A 21,304-nucleotide genomic window follows, 5' to 3' on the forward strand; every position below is an offset into this window, starting at 1 on the left:
GTTTTTTGTACCCAGTTTAAGAATACCTTTATCATGTGATTCTAAAGTATCCGGAGAATATCTGTATGCTTTGTATGCCTATGGTTATGCATAAAAATCCCAGTGATAAGAGTATTCATCACTGGAGATTTTTATGCCCTTTTGGGCTTTTGAATGGAGGAAAATCACATGAAAATTATTAATATTGGAGTTTTAGCTCATGTTGATGCGGGAAAAACTACCTTAACAGAAAGCTTATTATATAACAGTGGAGCGATTACAGAATTAGGAAGCGTGGACAGAGGTACAACGAAAACGGATAATACGCTTTTAGAACGTCAGAGAGGAATTACAATTCAGACGGCGATAACCTCTTTTCAGTGGAAAAATACTAAGATAAACATCATAGACACGCCAGGACATATGGATTTTTTAGCAGAAGTATATCGTTCATTATCAGTATTAGATGGGGCAATTCTACTGATTTCTGCAAAAGATGGCGTACAAGCACAAACTCGTATATTGTTTCATGCACTTAGGAAAATAGGTATTCCCACAATCTTTTTTATCAATAAGATTGACCAAAATGGAATTGATTTATCAACGGTTTATCAGGATATTAAAGAGAAACTTTCTGCGGAAATTGTAATCAAACAGAAGGTAGAACTGCATCCTAATATGCGTGTAATGAACTTTACCGAATCTGAACAATGGGATATGGTAATAGAAGGAAATGATTACCTTTTGGAGAAATATACGTCTGGGAAATTATTGGAAGCATTAGAACTCGAACAAGAGGAAAGCATAAGATTTCATAATTGTTCCCTGTTCCCTGTTTATCACGGAAGTGCAAAAAACAATATAGGGATTGATAACCTTATAGAAGTGATTACGAATAAATTTTATTCATCAACACATCGAGGTCAGTCTGAACTTTGCGGAAAAGTTTTCAAAATTGAGTATTCGGAAAAAAGACAGCGTCTTGCATATATACGTCTTTATAGTGGCGTACTGCATTTGCGAGATTCGGTTAGAATATCGGAAAAGGAAAAAATAAAAATTACAGAAATGTATACTTCAATAAATGGTGAATTATGTAAAATCGATAAGGCTTATTCCGGGGAAATTGTTATTTTGCAGAATGAGTTTTTGAAGTTAAATAGTGTTCTTGGAGATACAAAGCTATTGCCACAGAGAGAGAGAATTGAAAATCCCCTCCCTCTGCTGCAAACGACTGTTGAACCGAGCAAACCTCAACAAAGGGAAATGTTACTTGATGCACTTTTAGAAATCTCCGACAGTGACCCGCTTCTGCGATATTATGTGGATTCTGCGACACATGAAATCATACTTTCTTTCTTAGGGAAAGTACAAATGGAAGTGACTTGTGCTCTGCTGCAAGAAAAGTATCATGTGGAGATAGAAATAAAAGAGCCTACAGTCATTTATATGGAAAGACCGTTAAAAAAAGCAGAGTATACCATTCACATCGAAGTTCCACCGAATCCTTTCTGGGCTTCCATTGGTCTATCTGTAGCACCGCTTCCATTAGGGAGCGGAGTACAGTATGAGAGCTCGGTTTCTCTTGGATACTTAAATCAATCGTTTCAAAATGCAGTTATGGAGGGGATACGCTATGGCTGTGAACAAGGATTGTATGGTTGGAATGTGACGGACTGTAAAATCTGTTTTAAGTATGGCTTATACTATAGCCCTGTTAGTACCCCAGCAGATTTTCGGATGCTTGCTCCTATTGTATTGGAACAAGTCTTAAAAAAAGCTGGAACAGAATTGTTAGAGCCATATCTTAGTTTTAAAATTTATGCGCCACAGGAATATCTTTCACGAGCATACAACGATGCTCCTAAATATTGTGCGAACATCGTAGACACTCAATTGAAAAATAATGAGGTCATTCTTAGTGGAGAAATCCCTGCTCGGTGTATTCAAGAATATCGTAGTGATTTAACTTTCTTTACAAATGGACGTAGTGTTTGTTTAACAGAGTTAAAAGGGTACCATGTTACTACCGGTGAACCTGTTTGCCAGCCCCGTCGTCCAAATAGTCGGATAGATAAAGTACGATATATGTTCAATAAAATAACTTAGTGTATTTTATGTTGTTATATAAATATGGTTTCTTGTTAAATAAGATGAAATATTTTTTAATAAAGATTTGAATTAAAGTGTAAAGGAGGAGATAGTTATTATAAACTACAAGTGGATATTGTGTCCTGTATGTGGAAATAAAACACGATTAAAGATAAGGGAAGATACTGAATTAAAAAAATTCCCCCTCTATTGTCCGAAATGCAGACAAGAAAATTTAATTGAAATAAAGCAGTTCAAAGTAACTGTGATTACAGAGCCAGACGCAAAGACGCAGAGCCGATAAAATGAGATTAATACAATCTCATTTTATCGGCTCTTTCCGTTATGTATGGATTCTTTTAATTAGTCTTCGATGTTTCTTGCTTCGTTGATACCGCTGGCTAAAGATTCCATTAAGGATAGTTCTTTGTCTGTAAAGCTATCCATGTATTTCTCTATCTGTAATCGTCGGGTGCTTTTTACCAAGTTATTAGCAGGTAAGAAAAATTCATCAACGGAAACATGAAGTAACGATACAAGGTCATAAAGAACTTGTATGCTGGGGTGTTGCCCTTTATTTTCAATATTAGTTAAGTACCGTGGGTCAATTTCAATCAATGCTCCCACTTGTTCACGAGTTAAACCTCGTTTCAATCGAGCTTCTTTAATGGCTAAACCAAAGGCTCTAAAATCATATTTATCTTCTTTTTTACGCATAGTAGACCACCTCTATACATTTTATTGTTCCTACTGAATTAAAAACAGGTATAGAAAAACGTGTTATATGGTTTATAGGTTTATATTTAATAAAAAGCACTACTAAACGCCAATAAAAAAACCGTTATATGGTAGTGCTATTTACGCTGTTAAAATATTGTATATTACTTCCAAATGGCGGTTTGTTGGAGGTCAACGTCGCCATGAAGTACATCATATACAATAAATTTCCTTACATTGGGTTCTTGTCAAAAAAAGTCGTCTATCTGCAATAGATAAGTACGTCCACCAATGTGGTTTTATAAATCATATAGATAGAATAACAGAAGCATGTAAACAGAGAAATAAATCTGTTTATATGCTTTTTTGGCTATTCAGAACTTTTTTACAAAGTTTATTTATCAGTAATGCAACAAATCCCCCTTTCACATTGGGACTAAGAGTGAAAGGAGATAAACGAGCAAGGCTCACTTCCTTTCCTAGACAGAAAGGGGGTGAGAAACATGAAACCATCTTCTTTTCAGACCACAATAGAAAATCAGTTTGACTATATCTGTAAACGTGCTATGGAAGACGAGCGAAAGAATTATATGCTTTATCTTTCAAGGATTGCAAAGCGTGAGGTGTCCTTTTCGGATGTTGGCGATTATCTTGTTAGCCAGTTTGCGACAACAGATAACTATTCAACTGACTTTCAGATTTTTACACTCAATGGGTTATCAGTAGGCGTTGAAAATGATTTGTTGAGTGAAGCATTACGTGAGTTGCCAGACAAGAAACGTGAAATTCTACTGCTGTTTTACTTTATGGACATGAGCGATTCAGAAATTGCAGACCTGTTGAAATTGAACCGTTCTACTGTCTATCGGCATAGAACCAGTGGACTAGCCTTAATTAAAAAGTTTATGGAGGAATTTGAAGAATGAAAACACAATATCCTATGATTCCCTTTCCTCTCATTGTAAAGGCAACAGATGGCGATACCGAAGCGATTAACCAGATTCTACATCATTACAGAGGGTACATAACGAAGCGTTCCCTACGACTTATGAAAGATGAATATGGCAATCAAAGTATGGTCGTTGATGAAGTCTTACGTGGAAGAATGGAAACCAGACTGATTACAAAGATTTTGTCATTTGAAATTAAGTAATATCCTCTCTCCTTTCGTGGAAGCGTGCTAAACCATTCCACGCTTCCCGAACAGGGAGGTTTGTTATTCCACCAAAGCATATTGAGCTTTCAATGTGTTTTGATAGGCTAACGAGCCATTGTTCTTTGAAAACTGAATAAAAGTAATCGAATACGTTTCGATAAGAAAAGAGCCAACGGAACTAACCGCCATGACCTATCTTATAAAGATAGCGAGCGATTCATGTTAGTGATCCGAGAAGCAATCTTTAGCAGGATTGCCTGCAACGACATTCTTATCGTGATAATGATACTCCCATACAGTCAATAGTCCGAGCGTGATAAAACCGTCGCAGGCAATGAGTATGGCTACATGAGAACCATGCAGGGGTGGAACTCCCGTGAGCTTTGCTAAAGCTGTTCGATTGCTGGTAAAACAACTTTTATGAAATCCAAATAAGTGATTTGGAAAGGAGGATTTTATGAAGCAGACTGACATTCCTATTTGGGAACGTTATACCCTAACCATTGAAGAAGCGTCAAAATATTTTCGTATTGGCGAAAACAAGCTACGACGCTTGGCAGAGGAAAATAAAAATGCAAATTGGCTGATTATGAATGGCAATCGTATTCAGATTAAACGAAAACAATTTGAAAAAATTATAGATACATTGGACGCAATCTAGCGTCGCCAAAGGGTCTTGTATATGATAAAATAGTATTAAGTCGTATCAAGGCTCTTTCCATAAAGGAAAGGAGCAAATGCCATGTCAGAAAAAAGACGTGACAATAAAGGTCGAATCTTAAAGACTGGAGAGAGCCAACGAAAAGACGGAAGATACTTATACAAATATATAGATTCATTTGGAGAACCGCAATTTGTTTACTCGTGGAAACTTGTGGCTACAGACCGAGTACCAGCAGGAAAGCGTGATTGTATCTCACTTAGAGAGAAAATCGCAGAGTTACAGAAAGACATTCATGATGGTATTGATGTTGTAGGAAAGAAAATGACACTCTGCCAGCTTTACGCAAAACAGAACGCTCAAAGACCAAAGGTTAGAAAAAACACTGAAACTGGACGCAAATATCTTATGGATATTTTGAAGAAAGACAAGTTAGGTGTAAGAAGTATTGACAGTATTAAGCCATCAGACGCTAAAGAATGGGCTATTAGAATGAGTGAAAATGGTTATGCTTATCAAACCATCAATAACTACAAACGTTCTTTAAAGGCTTCATTCTATATTGCTATACAAGATGATTGTGTTCGGAAGAATCCATTTGACTTTCAACTGAAAGCAGTTCTTGATGATGATACTGTCCCTAAGACCGTACTAACAGAAGAACAGGAAGAAAAACTGTTAGCCTTTGCAAAAGCTGATAAAACCTACAGCAAAAATTATGATGAAATTCTGATACTCTTAAAAACAGGTCTTCGTATTTCAGAGTTTGGTGGTTTGACACTTCCAGATTTAGATTTTGAGAATCGTCTTGTCAATATAGACCATCAGCTATTGAGAGATACTGAAATTGGGTACTACATTGAAACACCAAAGACCAAAAGTGGCGAACGTCAAGTTCCTATGGTTGAAGAAGCCTATCAAGCATTTAAGCGAGTGTTAGCGAATCGAAAGAATGATAAGCGTGTTGAGATTGATGGATATAGTGATTTCCTCTTTCTTAATAGAAAGAACTATCCAAAAGTGGCAAGTGATTACAACGGCATGATGAAAGGTCTTGTTAAGAAATACAATAAGTATAACGAGGATAAATTGCCACACATCACTCCACATAGTTTGCGACATACATTCTGTACCAACTATGCAAATGCAGGAATGAATCCAAAGGCATTACAGTACATTATGGGACATGCTAATATAGCCATGACGCTGAACTATTACGCACATGCAACATTCGATTCTGCAATGGCAGAAATGAAACGCTTGAATAAAGAGAAGCAACAGGAGCGTCTTGTTGCTTAGTAGTACAAATGAATTTACTACTTATTTACCACTTCTGACAGCTAAGACATGAGGAAATATGCAAAGAAACGTGAAGTATCTTCCTACAGTAAAAATACTCGAAAGCACATAGAATAAGGCTTTACGAGCATTTAAGAAAATATAAAAAGATAATTAGAAATTTATACTTTGTTTATTTCAAAAATTGAATAAATTTGATTGAGACAGAAGATTTTTATAAAGTTAAATTTCAAAATTATGAGATTAGGTAAACACAAATACTAAGGATTTCTTAACTTAACTATATAATCATACGTATGGCCTTCATCCCGCAATCAGAATCCTTTTGATTTATAGGGATTCCAAATTTAATAAAAAAATCTCCCTTACAACTATTAAAAATTTCACTTTCTAATGGTATCCGTGACTCTAGATTTATTATAAAGTTTGTTTTATCACTTTTCTTTTCTAATATTTCAATAATTAAATATGAGAATAGTGCATCTTTAAACATTAGATTTTAACCCTTACAGAAAATGAAACGGGCTATTCTCCTGAAGTAGGTCCTTCACATTATAGTTTAATGCAAAGTGTAGCTATATAGTCGTTTCCATAACGTGATAATCTATTTCTTTTATCACATGATTCATAAAAATCTATCATAGCGAGACCATTTTTAAGTTGTCCTCTAATCTGACTTTCTAAGGTATGGCTAAATTCATATCCATATTCTGGATTTATGGTTATTTTGCCTTCCGCTTCAAGCTCTTTTGAATTAAAAGGTATTGAAAACTTTAAAAGTAATTCCTCATCGGGTTTGTCCCATACAATGTCAGCATCATACATGTATATCCAAGGGTTCATAAACCCGACCATTAACAATCCACCCTTTTTCAATACTCGAGAGGCTTCTTTATACATGTTTTCTAAATCTTCTATATATACATTTGAAACCGGATTAAAAATAATATCAAACGTTTCATTTTCAAATGGAAATGGTTTTGTCATATCGCCTTGAACTGTGTTGATTTTTAAGCCTTCTCTTTTAGCAACCATCTCATCTCTTTGTAATTGTGATGTAGAAAAATCCATGATGGTGACATCATAACCTTTTGCAGCAAAAACGGGTCCCTGCTGTCCGCCACCACAAGCTAACCCTAATATCTTTTTTCCGTTTGCTTTTTCAAACCATTCTTTTGGAACTTTTTTCCCAACAGTTAATGCAACAGAAATTGGATGATTTCTAACTTCTTCTAATTCTTCATGTGTCAATGGCTCAGTATAGTCATTTTTGACATTATTCCATCTATCTTGATTTAATTTTATATAATTGTTCATCTTATAATCTCCTCGTAATTTTATATTATTTCAATTTAAGTTGGATGTGTTGCCATTACTTGATTTCATTTTATTATACCATATGTCCAATTACTATTATTTCAATATTTTCTTAATTAGTATTTTAAATTTATTTTCCTATATTAAATATCGAACCAAAGATTGTTTCTCGCACACGTGCTACTCTTGGTGGAGCTCCAGACGCAAATTATGAAGATAATGGTAAAAACACTCAAAGTTATAGGAAAGTTCAACTCACATTTTTCGTCACACACATATCAGCTTTTTAGCTGGTCAAGGAATCCCACTCGAATCAATTCAAGATCGTGTTGGGCACACACGAGGAAGTCGAGTCACAGATATCTATTTGTACCTTACACAAAAAAACAAAAGATCTCATTATTCCTGTATTAGATTCGTTAACTGAATAAGTGTGGCAAATTTGTGGCAAAACAAAGAAAAAAGGTTTATCCAAATTGGATAAACCCTATTATATCAAGCATTTACAAGCTTCTTATGCTTTACCTTCTGAACATAAACCATTTAGTTACTATGCTTCCTCATACACTAAAAAGGGCTATATTCAGGTATTCTTCTACCCACACTGTATTAGAAAGATGCTTCATTATTCCCTTTAGTTCTTAAAAAGTGTGGCAAAATAGGGGCAAAATCTTAAGTTGAATTTGCCACAAATCATATGATCTGGTTTGAGAAGAACTCTATGTATTTAGATCCAAAGAGCATCAACCATATCCTCCTATTTTACATGTAAAACTTTAATAAGTTAATTTTTCACTTTTCTCTCAACTCAACTATATAATCATATGTATCCTTTTTTAATTTTGATAGTGAATGATTTAAATAGTCGTCAAAACTATCATTGGCAATCTCTCCAAATATCATACTATCGAAAAATTCTTCTGAAAATTCATTTACTATATTACCTTTATCTCCCAAAAGAGAAATTAAATAATCACGATATTCTTTACAATATTTTTCTTCTTTCATAAACATTTCAGCAACGTCTTTTTTATGAATTTCATACGCATCTTCTAATTTTAAAATATTATCTTCCTGTGATTTCTCACCAAAAAGAATCTTTATTTTGCTGTCCTTACTTGATGGAGACACTACAAATTTAACTTCTATATCCTCCTCAAGATCAAAAGGGCAAAATTCATAATCATTGGCCTGTTTTATCCTATTACAAGTGCTGCACGAGGGAACTAAATTTGAAAGTGTCAAAGCGAAAAAAGGAAACTTGTCTTTGCTGTAATAATGGTCAAACTCACATCCTAATTTATCGTGCCTAGAATTAATATAATTTCTATTACAATAGGGACATACGGTTACATCAAGATTTTTGACTAAAATCATATTATTTCTAATCCCAATAGTTTCATCTATTTTATGAAAAAATTCAGAATAATAACTTTTATAAATTCTCAAATCTTCTTTACTTTGCTTTAAAAGATTTTTATATCTCGGTTTGTCTGTAGCTAAAGAATCACAAAATTTTTGTAGATCTGAGAAATTCATAGTAAGTAATTCATAAAAGCTCCCTATCTTTATTTGGGGAGATTTTTTCTGTGGAAGTTGATTTAATAAAGATATCATAGCTGTTCCCTTACCATTAGTTTTAACAATTGATGGTTTCTTTTTTAAAACAAAATTATAATATCTATATAATTCCTGTTGACTATAAAAACTATTTATTTTTATCATTTTTTCCTTCTTGAAGTTCTTTTATTTTATCTTGATATATCTTGATCTTTCTTTGGTACTCTAAAATTTGACGTTCTTCTCTACCCCATTTTATACTTTCAAGCTGAATTTTCAAATGATTACGAATAATATCTTCACCAATCATATCTACTAATTTTTCAAAAAAATTGCGAATATCCTGAGCCGGTGTATCTTTTTTAAATGTATTCTGTATCTCTTAATAAACTGTTTATATGTTTTATTTCGTTGAATCATTTCTTCATTTGAGCAACTCCCAAATATTTTCAATAAGTCTTCAATCACTTGTTGTGAAAAAGCTCCTTTGGGAGCCTCTAAGAAAAATGAATTCTTAAATAAACTATAAATATTCTGGCCAAAAGTTTTTAATATTTTATTAGGCTCTTCTGGTAAATATATTACATCCTCTGCTAGAAAGTCTGAGAGAATAATAGGTGAATGTGTTGATAATATTACCCGAACTGCATCATTCCCTTTCTTCATAATTTTACCGATAATAGGTAAAACACTGTTTACCCAATTTCTTTGCCACTCAGGATGCAGCCCTAGGTCAACTTCATCAAGCAATACCAGTACTTTACTACTATTAAGATTACTTGTAACACTATTTAAACGTCCAAGTAAATTAAGTAATGCTAGTTCACCCGAACTAAGTCCATTCCATTCAAATTCAAGGACAGAAAATGTTTCTTGTGAAATCAAATTATCCGATTCTTCGGTATTTAAACTTTTAAAAATATCTTCTAACGTCTTTCTATCATCATCCTTAGTAAAGACAAAGTTTCTTCCAACATTACTAATAATAGTACTTAAAGCACTAAAGAAATTCCTTAAATGAGCTATCTTTGATTTTGTATTGCCATTTAAAAACTTATTTAAATCCACATAGAATCTTTCAGTTGGTTGTATAGTTTTAGGATCTATTTCATTAATTAAAGATACGATTTGTTCACGACTCAAGTCGAAAACAATATAATCGCTAAATACTGCAAAGAATTTTCTCAATAATACTTTTATTATTTTCTTTTCTTTATCTACATATTCTATTATTTCTTTTAGTTTGTTTTCCCATTCTTTATTCAATGGATTACCTTTTAAATAATATTTATCATATGAATGTATCCCTTCACCTATTTGATTTAATCTAAGAAACACTTTTTTATCCGAAAGTTCAATTAAATTTTGCCATTTCGTATTTCTATTTTCCTCTTTATAATAATCAATCACTACTTTTACTTGTTTGATCGAATCTTCACGATTCAAGTTTACGAGATCCATCGTATTTAAATATGCAGAGGTTGAAATGTCCATAGAACCACTAGGAATAACTTTTATATTGTTCAACTCTACGGAAGCTGAATACTTAACAAAAGAATAAGCTAATATATCCTTGGTGTCCTGATAGAATTTTGCAATTGAATCCTCATCCTTTTCTAATAAAGAATTTATCAACATTGTTTTTCCCGAACCGTTTTCACCAACTATACAGTGCACAGATTCAATTTCATTAGAATAATTTAATCTATATTTAAAGCTACTACGATTATTTTTCATTTTAAATTTCCTTTACTATACATTCAAAGTGTGTAAGCTTACAATAAGTATTTAATCTACTGAGAACTATTTCTATATCTTTCATTTCCTCTTCATGTTTCTGTTTATCATTATCAGGAATTTTTACTGTTAACGCACCTTGAATAGGCCCTGTTTGATTTTTTCTACCAATAATATGTCTAAAGCCCTCTTCTCTATCTTTGTAAATTTTATTAATATTTTGAATTCTTGACAGACTGGGGGCAAAAGGATGATCACCACACCATTTTTCAATATCCACATCTAACGGATATGGGATAAAAATTCGAATTACATTCTTAAGAATTAGTTTATACTTCCAACTTTGTCGACCTGCCCAAATATAGTCTAATTCTTTAGCTTCGATTTTCTTAAAAACAGTAGCTAAATAAATTGCAGCATTATTATTCGTAATAAATATAAGATCTCCCGATTTAGGTGGATTTATTTTTAAATTATTATCATTCTCACTATAGCCCCAAACAGAGAAGGATTCTTCTATGGATTCTAGAATTTCTTTTATATCATTCAAATCTCCATTTTCAGATTCTAAAGCAGATATAATAATAGATTTGGAAACCTTCTTCTCTATTGTATTAAGATAAGGTATTATTACACCCGTCCCCCCAGCCATTACAAATACATCCTGATCTGTCATCTTTAACTCCTAAAAAATTGGAAATTTTATAATTGTATAAATCATTTTACAAATTCTTATAAAATCGCTTGCATAGTGATTATATCATAATATTTTATATTTGTTCTAAAACGAAGAAAAAGGTTTATCCAAATTGGATAAACCTATTATATCAAGCGTTTACAAGCTTCTTATGCTTTACCTTCTGAACCGAATACGTCGATACGTTCTTCAACTGATGCTTGGATAGCTTTGACACCGTCAGCCAAGAATTTACGTGGGTCGAAGAGTTTCTTCTTGTCGTATTCTGCTTCGTTTGCTTCGTAATCGCGAGCAAATTTACGAGTTGCGTTAGCGAATGCGATTTGGCATTCAGTGTTAACGTTAACTTTGGCAACACCAAGTTTGATCGCTGCTTGGATTTGGTCATCAGGAATACCTGAACCACCGTGCAATACGATTGGGAAACCTGGAAGAGCTTCTGTCAATTTCTTCAAGTGGTCAAGGTCAAGACCTTCCCAGTTTGCAGGGTAAGGACCGTGGATGTTACCGATACCAGCTGCCAAGAAGTCAATACCAGTTGCAACCATTGCTTTAGCGTCTTCGATTGGAGCCAATTCACCTTTACCGATGATACCGTCTTCTTCACCACCGATAGTACCAACTTCAGCTTCTACTGAGATACCTTTAGAGTGTGCTTTTTCAACAACGTCTTTAGCCAATTTAAGGTTTTCTTCAACTGGAAGGTGTGAACCGTCAAACATGATTGAAGTATAACCAACTTCGATACACTCAAGTGCATCTTCGTAGTGACCATGGTCAAGGTGGATCGCTACTGGTACAGTGATACCCATTGATTCAACAAGGTTAGCGATCAAGTTGCGAGCAACTTTGTAACCACCCATATATTTGGCAGCACCCATTGAAGTTTGGATCAAAACTGGTGCTTTTTTAGCTTCTGCTGCGCGCAAGATAGCTTGAGTCCACTCAAGGTTATTTGTGTTAAATCCACCAACTGCATAACCATTGTCACGAGCTGCTTGGACAAATTTTTCTGCTGAAACGATTGCCATTTGTAATAGGCCTCCTCTAATTTTTGTGGAATGAACCACTTACATTGTTTATTTTATCACTTTTTCACTAAAATTGCTAGTTTTTCCTGAAATTTTAAGTAATTCCCAAGCAATTTTTGAATTCAGACATCTTCAGCTTCTTTGAGAAAACAAAAAAACTGACCGAAGTCAGCTAATCCTATGCGGAGAGAGGGACTTGAACCCTCACGACCTAAAGCGGTCACAGGATCCTTAGTCCTGCGCGTCTGCCAATTCCGCCATCCCCGCGATTGAGTACTTTACTAGTATAACAGGATAATCTCCACTTGTCAACACCTTTTTTCAAAACTTTTAAAAAGTATTTGCAAAAATAAAAATGAGATAGGACTCGTAAACACTGCCCTATCTCACTATTTTCATTAATGTTTTTCTAAATTGCGTAACATTTGATCAATCTTATTACCGTACTCAATAGACTCGTCTTTGACGAAGGTCAAGTCTGGAATCTTATACATCTTGAGGTTTCGGCCCAGTTCACGCTTAATGGTGCCGGTTGCCTTTTCTAAGCCCAGCTGTGCCTTTTGATTATCTGAAGCCAAGTCACTCATGATGCTATAGTAGACCTTGGCCATAGACAGATCGCCCAGCATTTGAACGTCAGTAATAGTCACACCTTGGACACGTGGATCACGGACTTTCTTTTGCAAAATCTCATTGACTTCACGCTTGATTTCCATTCCTACACGGTCGGTACGAAAATGATTTGCCATAGGATTTCCTTTCTAATTTTTTCTTCTGCAATATGAGGCTGGGACAAAAGTCCTAGCCTCTCAATTGTCTTTGGATTATCGAGCAAGACGCAGTGGTTGAGTGGGCTCTATTACGCTGATTTCATCAGCTTTTACAGCCCTACTCAACTGTGCGGAGGTGGGACGACGAAATCGAATTCTAACGAATTACCGATTTCTGTCCCACTCTCATATTTTTAATTTTAGTTGAATGAAATTCGCTCTAAACTCTTTGAGAAAAGGTGCTTGGGATAAAAGTATCAACTTCCATCCAATATGCTTTTCACTGGGAGTTTTCGACGGATTTCTCTTATTTCTTAATTTCTTCCATGATATAGGCTTCAATCGTATCATCCACTTGGATATCATTATAGCCGTCAATCATGAGACCACCTTCGCGGCCGTTAGTGACTTCTTTCACATCATCCTTGAAGTGCTTCAAGCTCGCCAACTGACCGTCGTAAATCACGACGCCATCACGGATGACACGAACCTTAGAATCACGGGTAACTTTACCATTGATAACCATGAATCCACCGATAGTACCAACCTTGGAAACTTTGAAAGTTTCGCGGATAAGGGCTTCCCCGATGATTTTTTCTTGGTATTCTGGGTCCAGCATTCCTTTCATGGCATCTTCCATTTCTTCGATAACCTTATAGATAATGCTGTGAAGACGGATTTCTACATCATCAGCTTCTGCTTGCTGGCGAGCTTGTGGTGTAGGGCGAACGTTAAATCCAATGATAAAGGCATTTGAAGCTTCTGCCAATGTCACGTCAGACTCATTGATAGCACCAACTGCTGAGTGGACAATGGTAATCTTAACGCCTTCCACTTCAATCTTCTGCAAGGAAGCAGCCAAGGCTTCTACAGAACCTTGTACATCGGCTTTGATAATGACGTTAACAGACTTAACTTCACCAGCTTTGAGGGTATCAAAGAGATTTTCTAGACTGACACGATGAGTAGCTTGACGTTGCTTGAGAAGGGCACGTTTAGCACGTTCTTCACCGGCTGCACGCGCAGCTTTTTCATCTTCATAGACGGCAAAGTGGTCACCTGCCATCGGAGTTTCATTAAGACCTGTGATAGAAACCGGCGTAGATGGACCTGCCGCTTTGACACGACGACCTAAGTCATTGGTCATAGCACGGACACGTCCGAAGGTATTTCCGACAACGATTGGATCTTGAACATTCAGCGTACCTTGTTGGACGAGAAGGGTTGCAACTGCACCTTTTCCTTTATCCAAACGGGCTTCGATAACCGTACCGATAGCGCGAACTGTTGGATCTGCTTTGAGTTCCTGAATTTCTGCTACAAGTAGAACTGTTTCCAAAAGTTCATCGATGTTTTGGTTGAACTTAGCTGAGATTTCAACAAACTCAGAATCTCCACCCCAAGCAGTTGACATAACACCATGCTCAGCCAATTCACCAATTACGCGCTCAGGATTGGCACCTGGCTTATCGATCTTGTTAATAGCCACAATAATTGGCACATTAGCGGCTTTAGAGTGGTTAATCGCTTCAATAGTCTGAGGCATAACACCGTCATCAGCTGCTACGACCAAGATGGTAATATCGGTAACAGATGCACCACGCGCACGCATCGAAGTAAAGGCCGCGTGTCCAGGTGTATCCAAGAAAGTAATCTTCTTGCCATTTTCCTCAATCTGGTAGGCACCGATATGCTGAGTGATACCACCTGCTTCACCTGTCGCAACGCGAGAGTTACGTAGAGTATCCAAGAGGGTTGTTTTACCATGGTCAACGTGTCCCATGATGGTCACAACTGGCGGACGCTCTACCAATTCATCTGGATTGATATAGCCTTCTTCGACAAAGAAGCGCTCAATATCAGCTGTATCCACTTCAACCTTTTGTTTGGCTTCGATACCATAATCCACCATGAGGAGCTCAATCGTATCCCCATCAAGAGATTGGTTTTGCGTTGCCATCACGCCCATCATAAAGAGCTTCTTGACAATTTCAGCTGGCTCGCGCTTGATCCGTTTTGCGATTTCCGCAACGGTCATGCCATCCGTATATTCGAATTCGCTTGGCAACTCATGGAACTTGCGTTCTGTAACAGGTTTTGGAACCTGATTCTGGTTACCTTTTCCTTTTTTATTTTTCTTATTGTTATTCCAGTTACTGTTTCTTTGATTTCTCACTTGATTTTGACTATTTCGATTCTTTTGTTGTTTTCTTGGACCTTCTTCTTCGCGATCAAAATCATCGCGCTTCTTATCTGGTCGAGCTTGCTTTTTACGACGAGTATCTACCGCAGCTTGTGCTGGTGCAGGAGCAGCCGGTTGGACTGTTTCAGCCGGAGTAGCTTTAAATACTTCAGCAGTTGTTGGCTCTGCTTGGACTGGCTCTTTTCGTCTATTCTGGCGTTCCTGCGCTTCTTTAGCTGCTTGAGCCTGTTTAAAACGCTCCTCACTAGAACGTGCATACTCCGCATTTTGCTCTGCTTTCAGAGCTGCTGCCCGAGCCTTAAAGTCAATTTTCGGACCCTGAGGCTGTTGGCGGTTTTGACCGTTGAATCCTTGATGATTCTGACCATTCCGACGGCCATCTTGACCACGATTATCACGACGGTCATTGCGGCGCTCTTGGCGATCATTGTTGGCCTTGCGGTCATGTCGATCACGCTCATTGCTTTTCTTCTGGTCAGGATTTTGTGGTTTCCGATTTTGTTGCTGCTTACGACGCTCTGCTTGTTCCTTGGCACGTGCTTCACGCTCTGCCTTAAAATTTCGACTTTGTGGCCGAGCTGGAGCCGGTTTAGCTGGAGCTTCAGCTGCTGGTACGTCGGCTACTTTTGGCTCTTCTTTTCTAGCAGAGGCCACTTCCTTTTGGACTGGAGCAGCTGGTTTTTCAGCTACTTTATTTGGTGCTGGCTGGACAGCCGCTTCTTTCTTTGGAAGAGGCTTAGCAACTTCTTTAGTCGCGAAGCTAGCCTTGATGCGTTGGCTTGCTTCTTCTTCTACGCTGGAAGAATGGCTTTTGACTTCTAGGCCTAATTCCTTGGCCCGAGCTACTACCTCTTTACTTTCCTTCCCCAGTTCTTTTGCGATTTCGTACAATCTAATTCTAGACAATTCTTGTCCTCCTCTTCTATTGCATAAGAGACCTCATTTTCTTTGTAAAACCAGCATCTGTGATGGCAGCTACTTTGCGAGCTTTGCCAATCGCAGTGCTTAATTCCAGTGTTGAAAACACGGTTGACACTTCTATCTTGTAATAATGGCTTTTATCAGTCATTTTTTTCGTCAAATTTGGTCCGGCATCCTCAGCTAGAAAGATCAAATGAACCTTTCCTTCTTGGATGGCTTTGATGACCAATTCTTCTCCTGAAATGATGCGGCCAGCCCGCTGGGCCAAACCCAGCAAGTTTGCTAGTTTTTCTTTATTCAAGACCCAACTCTCTTCTCTTGACCTTGTGATCGACATAGGCAATCAGCTCGTCGTAGAAACTTTCTTCTACTTCCATACTGAAACTACGGTTAAAGACCCGTTTTTTCTTGGCCTGCTGAGCTTCTTCATTATCTAGCTTGATATAAGCGCCCCGCCCATTGGCCTTGCCTGTCGGATCAATGAATACCTGACCTTCTTTATTCTTGACGATGCGCAACAGATCACGCTTGTCAATCACTTCACTTGACACAACTGATTTTCTTAAAGGGATTTTTCTTGTTTTTGCCATATCTGCCTCCCTTATTCTGTGGCTACTGCTTCACTTTCTTCGAGTTCGATTTCAGTTGCCACTTCTGTACCATTTGCCAGCTCTTCCACTTCAAATTCTGCTGAAAGGGCATCTACTTCGGCTGGTACATCTTCTGCTACGTAATCTTGGCCAAATCCACCAAGCTCATTGGCTGCTTCCATTGCTTCAAATTCGCTGGCTGACTTGATATCAATTCTAAAGCCAGTCAAATGAGCTGCCAAGCGAACGTTTTGACCACGACGGCCGATAGCCAGTGAAAGCTTGTTATCCGGTACGACAACCAAAGCTCGCTTATTGTCTTCTGCATGGAAGATAACTTGATCTACCTCTGCTGGAGCAATGGCATTGTAGATATACTCGGCTGGATCAGCAACCCACTCGATAACATCGATATTTTCCTCAGTCGGAATCATACGACCACTTTTGGCATCATATTTGGCTGGGTGGAATTTGCTGGTAATCTTCTTGATATTGGCACCTCCACGTCCGACGATGGTTCCGATCGCATCCACGTTTGGATTGTGGCTGCGAACCGCTACCTTGGTCCGATCGCCCGCTTCCCGAGACACGCTCATGATTTCCACAGTTCCGTCGTAAACTTCAGGAATTTCCTGCTCCATCAAGCGCTTGATCATTTCTGGATGACTACGGCTAACGAAAACATTGACACCACGAGGATTGTCTTCTACTTTATAGACAAAAACTTCGATGCGGTCATGAGAGGCAAAGACCTCACCAGGAATCTGGTCTTGTTTAGATAATTGTGCTTCAATAGTGCCCAGATTGACATAGATAAAGCGATTATCAAAGCGCTCCACAGTTCCTGACATGATTTCATTTTCATGTTCTTTGTAGGTATTGTAAGTGATAGCACGAGTTTGCTTACGCATCTTTTCCATGATGGTCTGCTTAGCAGATTGAGCTGCTACGCGGCCAAATTCGGCTGGCGCTTCTTCAAACTTGATCTTATCTCCCAACTCATAGGCAGAGCTGATAGCCAAGGCGTCCTTTAGGCTGATTTCCAAGCGGCTGTCAAAGACCTCATCCACGACTTCGCGGACAGTATAGACACGGAAATCACCTGTTTTTTCATTAAACTCAATGGATGCGCTGTCTGCCTGACCGTAGCGACGACGATAAGCAGAGCGCAGAGATTCTGTCACTGCTTCGATAATATCTTCTTTTTTAATACCTTTGTCCTCTTCCAAAATACGGAAGGCCTCTAGCATTTCTTTACTCATCTTCATGTAACTTTTGTCTAAACAAAAGTATTCCTTTCTTCATTAATATTGCGATTTGTTATTAAAATTTAACAGCCAATCTTGCTTTTGACACTAGACTATATGGAATTTCAACTTCTTTTTTGCGTGTTTTGTCCATATATTCCATAAGCAAAACATCATCTTCAAATCCAAGTAGAGTTCCTTCAAAAACCTTGTTTTTATCCAGTGCTTTATAAAGGCTGACATGGATATAACTGCCGACTGCAGCTGCCACAGCTTCCTTGGTCTTGAGCGGGCGCTCCAAGCCTGGACTGGTCACCTCCAGAAAATACTGGTCAGGAAAAGGATCTGGCTTGATAGAGTCCAACAGAGGACTGATAATATCGGTCAAATCTGCTGTATCGTTGACCGTAATCCCCTCGGGCTTGTCTATAAAAACACTTAGAACATGGTCACCGCCCATCTTGCCATACTCAATATCCACCAATTCATAAGGTTCTTGGATGGCTGGCTCAATGACTTCTCTTACTAATTCAACAATCGTTGCGATAAGACTGCACCTCCTCACAGACAAGAGGCGAAGATATTTCCTCGCCTCTCTTTCATATTTACTAAGGTGATTATAGCATAGTCTGCCTTGAAAATCAAGGGATACGCTTTTATTTATCTACAAAGCCTAAAATAGACTAGATAAGATAACTGCGACTAGCTGCCTCATTAATGGCTCGTCGATGCAGTTGTAGAGCTGCTCGAAGAGCTCGAGTGACTTTCCTCCTCACTCGTGCTGCTTGAAGAAGATGATGGTTGTGTTCGCTCACTTGAACTAGAAGAGCTAGTGACTGTGCCATCTGTTACGTAGAAAGTAATCTTGGTATTTGATTTCAATTTGATACTTTGTCCAGCTGCTGGAGACTGGGATGTCACCAAATCAGCTTGACTTGACTCTACAGAACGATCGATAACACGCTCGATTCGAGACGCAGAAATTCCCATCTCCATCAGATAGGCCCGTGCATAAGCATAGGAAACTTGGAGATGGCCAAAGTCAGGCATTTCAACTCTAGTTACCGTTTTAGCAACCGTCAGGGTAATCTGTTTGTTTGATGTCACATCGTAAGAAGAACCTGCAGCCGGTGTCTGGCTGATAACAACTCCCTCTTCAACATCAGAATTTTCTTCTTCTACAATCTTGATTAGCTTTTCAGGGATATTGTAAGTGCTCTTCAGATGTTCGACCGCTTCAGAAGATTTTTGACCAACATAGTTTTCTACCGTAAAGGTTTTTGAACCTTTAGATACAATCAAATCCACCTTACTATTTTCCCGACGCTGGCTATTTACTGGCGGATCAGTCTTGATGACCTTGCCTTCTGCCACATTATCACTGTAGTCTTCTTTGATTTCCCCTACTTCGAGGCCTTTAGCAGTAATGGTCGAACGGGCTTCCGCCACTGTTTGACCTGCTACATCTGGTACCGTAGTATTGGCAGGACTTTTATAGAGCAAGAAGAAGAAGGCTGCAAAAACCAAGAGAATGGCTAAGAACATAACCTTGTATCTAGCTCTCAAATGGCGTTTTTTCGGCTTCTTGACTGGAGCCTTCAAAACGGGAGTCTCTCTCTTCACATCAGCCGCAACTTTAGGCGCCACTGCTTCTGCGACAGGGCTTGGAGCTGACTGAGGAACCGGAGGAACTTTTGGCAGAGTTTTAGTATCTGCCTTGGCTCCATCATCAAAGACCAGTTTCTTTTCATTTCGGCGGTCATAGGATAAGCTGCTAGACAAGTCAACATACATCTCCGCAACGGACTGATAGCGATCGCTCAGCTTTTTAGCCGTCGCCTTAATGACCACATTTTCCAAGGCCTGAGGGACATTCGGATTTTCTGCGATGATTGACGGCAGGGGCTTTTGGAAATGCTGCAAGGCAATTGTTACAGCACTATCTCCGTCATAAGGGATATGCCCTGTCAGCATCTCGTAGAAAATAATCCCCATGGCATAAATGTCGCTCTGAACAGTGGCTTTAGAGCCACGCGCCTGTTCTGGCGAAAGATAATGCACCGACCCCAGCATCGAATTGGTCTGGGTCAGGCTGGTCTCTGCGAAAGCCACGGCAATTCCAAAGTCTGTTACCTTGGCATTGCCATCTGGCGTCAAGAGAACGTTTTGGGGTTTTAAGTCACGATGGACAATCCCGCGTGTATGCGCTAAACGCATAGCTAGTAGGATTTGTCCCATGATTCGGACTGCTTCTTCATTTGAAAGTGGAGAATTTTCTTTGATATAGCGTTTGAGGTCAAGCCCAGACACGTATTCCATAGCCAGATACTGCTGGCCATCTTCTTCTCCAATATCGGAAATCCGGACAATGTAAGGATGATCCAAGTCCGCCATCGCTTTGGCTTCTCTCTGGAAGCGAGCAACTGCAATCGGATCCGTCTGATAATTGGTTCTAAGAACCTTTACAGCAACTTCCTCACCATCAAGTATCAGATCTCGTGCCAGATAGACATCGGCCATGCCTCCGCGGCCAATCTGCTTGATGATTTTATATCGCCCGGCAAAGATCTTGCCGATTTGAATCATTCCTGCTCCTCCTTGTCAAAACGAACCAGAGCAACTGTGATGTTATCCAGTCCTCCAGCATTGTTGGCAAAGCGAATTAAGGTTTCAGTTTTTTCAGACAGGCTGATGTCGCTGGTGACAATGTCATAAATCTCGCTGCCTGAAATCATATTGGTCAGACCATCGCTATTGAGCAGAAGGTAATCACCATCTTCTAATGTAATCATGCCATAGTCAGGCTGCACTTCATCTTTTTGACCGATAGACTGAGTGATAATATTCTTCTGTGGATGGCGTTCCGCCTCTTCTTGGGTAATCTGTCCAGCCTTGAGCAAAGCATTAACAAGTGAATGGTCGCTGGTTAATTGACTGTATTCTTCACCACGAATCAGGCTAATCCGTGAATCGCCAATATGAGCATAAATGGCTTGATTGTCAATGATAGCCAAGGCTTCTAGCGTTGTGCCCATGCCCTTGTATTCTTCACCCTGACCAAATTGGTGAATACGTTGATTTTCTTGTTCCAGATGCTCTGCAAACCATTCACGGACTTGATTTACTGAGTCAATCTGGGTATCAACCCATGCGGCACCCAGGTCTGTCACTGCCATTTCACTGGCAATATTGCCGGCCCTGTGGCCACCCATACCATCGGCCAAGATAATCATGGTCTTGCCAGCCCGATTTACAAAAAGATTGGCATAATCCTGATTATTTTTCCGCTTTTGACCAACATCTGTTAATATTGAAATTTCCATACTGT

At 38.4% G+C, this 21,304-nt stretch carries 22 protein-coding genes and 1 tRNA gene; 7 read left to right on the forward strand and 16 right to left on the reverse strand.

The features are described from left to right. Nucleotides 1-86 precede the first annotated feature (86 nt). The 3 genes from I872_RS12540 to I872_RS11065 all read left to right on the forward strand — a co-directional run bounded on the left by I872_RS12540 (nucleotide 87) and on the right by I872_RS11065 (nucleotide 2,374). The gene (locus I872_RS12540; RefSeq protein ID WP_473965410.1) at nucleotides 87-182 is read left to right on the forward strand and encodes a hypothetical protein; all 96 of its coding nucleotides are present in this window, start codon (nucleotides 87-89) and stop codon (nucleotides 180-182) included. Beyond that, the gene (gene tet(M), locus I872_RS07935; protein WP_002414694.1) at nucleotides 169-2,088 is read left to right on the forward strand and encodes a tetracycline resistance ribosomal protection protein Tet(M); all 1,920 of its coding nucleotides are present in this window, start codon (nucleotides 169-171) and stop codon (nucleotides 2,086-2,088) included. The genes I872_RS12540 and tet(M) overlap by 14 nt, the downstream gene beginning before the upstream one ends. Before the next feature lie 118 nt (nucleotides 2,089-2,206). Beyond that, complete coding sequence (locus tag I872_RS11065; protein WP_000336323.1) at nucleotides 2,207-2,374, forward strand: cysteine-rich KTR domain-containing protein; 168 nt, start codon at nucleotides 2,207-2,209, stop codon at nucleotides 2,372-2,374. 59 nt (nucleotides 2,375-2,433) lie between these two features. On the opposite strand, the gene I872_RS07945 is transcribed toward I872_RS11065, so the two are convergent. Further along, a complete protein-coding gene (locus I872_RS07945; protein ID WP_001227347.1) occupies nucleotides 2,434-2,787 on the reverse strand; it encodes a helix-turn-helix transcriptional regulator in 354 nt (117 codons plus the stop codon). 503 nt (nucleotides 2,788-3,290) lie between these two features. On the opposite strand from I872_RS07945, the gene I872_RS07950 reads away from it, so the two are divergent. The 4 genes from I872_RS07950 (at nucleotide 3,291) to I872_RS07965 (ending at nucleotide 5,903) form a co-directional block, all read left to right on the forward strand. Then, nucleotides 3,291-3,713: a sigma-70 family RNA polymerase sigma factor gene (locus I872_RS07950; protein WP_000804885.1), complete on the forward strand. Its 423-nt coding sequence runs from the start codon at nucleotides 3,291-3,293 to the stop codon at nucleotides 3,711-3,713. Beyond that, nucleotides 3,710-3,940, forward strand: a complete 231-nt coding sequence (locus I872_RS07955; RefSeq protein ID WP_000857133.1) for a helix-turn-helix domain-containing protein — start codon at nucleotides 3,710-3,712, stop codon at nucleotides 3,938-3,940. The genes I872_RS07950 and I872_RS07955 overlap by 4 nt, the downstream gene beginning before the upstream one ends. 460 nt (nucleotides 3,941-4,400) lie before the next feature. Beyond that, nucleotides 4,401-4,604 (forward strand): excisionase, encoded by a 204-nt coding sequence (locus I872_RS07960; protein WP_000814511.1) that lies wholly within the window; start codon nucleotides 4,401-4,403, stop codon nucleotides 4,602-4,604. Nucleotides 4,605-4,685: 81 nt separating this feature from the next. After that, on the forward strand, nucleotides 4,686-5,903 hold the full coding sequence (locus I872_RS07965) for a tyrosine-type recombinase/integrase (protein ID WP_001291561.1): 1,218 nt from the start codon (nucleotides 4,686-4,688) through the stop codon (nucleotides 5,901-5,903). Nucleotides 5,904-6,455: 552 nt separating this feature from the next. Here I872_RS07965 and I872_RS07975 read toward each other — a convergent pair. The 15 genes from I872_RS07975 to I872_RS08040 all read right to left on the reverse strand — a co-directional run bounded on the left by I872_RS07975 (nucleotide 6,456) and on the right by I872_RS08040 (nucleotide 21,299). Further along, nucleotides 6,456-7,220 (reverse strand): class I SAM-dependent methyltransferase, encoded by a 765-nt coding sequence (locus tag I872_RS07975; protein ID WP_015605598.1) that lies wholly within the window; start codon nucleotides 7,218-7,220, stop codon nucleotides 6,456-6,458. Between the two features lie 792 nt (nucleotides 7,221-8,012). Further along, nucleotides 8,013-8,945, reverse strand: a complete 933-nt coding sequence (locus I872_RS07980; RefSeq protein WP_015605599.1) for an HNH endonuclease — start codon at nucleotides 8,943-8,945, stop codon at nucleotides 8,013-8,015. Beyond that, the gene (locus I872_RS12325) at nucleotides 8,929-9,090 is read right to left on the reverse strand and encodes a hypothetical protein (RefSeq protein ID WP_015605600.1); all 162 of its coding nucleotides are present in this window, start codon (nucleotides 9,088-9,090) and stop codon (nucleotides 8,929-8,931) included. Before I872_RS12325 ends, I872_RS07980 begins: the two co-directional genes overlap by 17 nt. 5 nt (nucleotides 9,091-9,095) lie before the next feature. Beyond that, nucleotides 9,096-10,517, reverse strand: coding sequence for an AAA family ATPase (locus I872_RS07985; protein WP_015605601.1), 1,422 nt, complete (start codon nucleotides 10,515-10,517; stop codon nucleotides 9,096-9,098). A 1-nt stretch (nucleotide 10,518) separates the two neighbouring features. Next, nucleotides 10,519-11,193, reverse strand: coding sequence for a hypothetical protein (locus tag I872_RS07990; RefSeq protein ID WP_015605602.1), 675 nt, complete (start codon nucleotides 11,191-11,193; stop codon nucleotides 10,519-10,521). A 170-nt stretch (nucleotides 11,194-11,363) separates the two neighbouring features. Then, nucleotides 11,364-12,245 (reverse strand): class II fructose-bisphosphate aldolase, encoded by an 882-nt coding sequence (locus I872_RS07995; RefSeq protein WP_015605603.1) that lies wholly within the window; start codon nucleotides 12,243-12,245, stop codon nucleotides 11,364-11,366. A 181-nt stretch (nucleotides 12,246-12,426) separates the two neighbouring features. Further along, nucleotides 12,427-12,512, reverse strand: a tRNA-Leu gene (locus tag I872_RS08000). Nucleotides 12,513-12,643: 131 nt separating this feature from the next. Beyond that, nucleotides 12,644-12,994 carry a 30S ribosome-binding factor RbfA gene (rbfA, locus tag I872_RS08005; protein ID WP_005590924.1) on the reverse strand — a complete coding sequence of 117 codons (351 nt, stop codon included), beginning with the start codon at nucleotides 12,992-12,994 and terminating at the stop codon, nucleotides 12,644-12,646. 328 nt (nucleotides 12,995-13,322) lie between these two features. Continuing rightward, complete coding sequence (gene infB, locus I872_RS08010; RefSeq protein ID WP_015605604.1) at nucleotides 13,323-16,124, reverse strand: translation initiation factor IF-2; 2,802 nt, start codon at nucleotides 16,122-16,124, stop codon at nucleotides 13,323-13,325. A gap of 16 nt (nucleotides 16,125-16,140) precedes the next feature. Continuing rightward, nucleotides 16,141-16,440 (reverse strand): YlxQ-related RNA-binding protein, encoded by a 300-nt coding sequence (locus tag I872_RS08015; protein WP_015605605.1) that lies wholly within the window; start codon nucleotides 16,438-16,440, stop codon nucleotides 16,141-16,143. Beyond that, complete coding sequence (gene rnpM / locus I872_RS08020; RefSeq protein WP_015605606.1) at nucleotides 16,433-16,729, reverse strand: RNase P modulator RnpM; 297 nt, start codon at nucleotides 16,727-16,729, stop codon at nucleotides 16,433-16,435. Before rnpM ends, I872_RS08015 begins: the two co-directional genes overlap by 8 nt. Nucleotides 16,730-16,740: 11 nt before the next feature. Continuing rightward, the gene (gene nusA, locus I872_RS08025) at nucleotides 16,741-17,991 is read right to left on the reverse strand and encodes a transcription termination factor NusA (RefSeq protein ID WP_172456451.1); all 1,251 of its coding nucleotides are present in this window, start codon (nucleotides 17,989-17,991) and stop codon (nucleotides 16,741-16,743) included. Between the two features lie 61 nt (nucleotides 17,992-18,052). Beyond that, the gene (gene rimP / locus I872_RS08030; protein ID WP_041826911.1) at nucleotides 18,053-18,541 is read right to left on the reverse strand and encodes a ribosome maturation factor RimP; all 489 of its coding nucleotides are present in this window, start codon (nucleotides 18,539-18,541) and stop codon (nucleotides 18,053-18,055) included. Between the two features lie 149 nt (nucleotides 18,542-18,690). Then, nucleotides 18,691-20,562: a Stk1 family PASTA domain-containing Ser/Thr kinase gene (pknB, locus tag I872_RS08035; RefSeq protein ID WP_015605609.1), complete on the reverse strand. Its 1,872-nt coding sequence runs from the start codon at nucleotides 20,560-20,562 to the stop codon at nucleotides 18,691-18,693. Continuing rightward, nucleotides 20,559-21,299, reverse strand: coding sequence for a Stp1/IreP family PP2C-type Ser/Thr phosphatase (locus I872_RS08040; protein ID WP_015605610.1), 741 nt, complete (start codon nucleotides 21,297-21,299; stop codon nucleotides 20,559-20,561). Before I872_RS08040 ends, pknB begins: the two co-directional genes overlap by 4 nt. Between the last annotated feature and the right edge of the window lie 5 nt (nucleotides 21,300-21,304).

Source organism: Streptococcus cristatus AS 1.3089 (genome assembly GCF_000385925.1).
Lineage (GTDB): Bacteria > Bacillota > Bacilli > Lactobacillales > Streptococcaceae > Streptococcus > Streptococcus cristatus_B.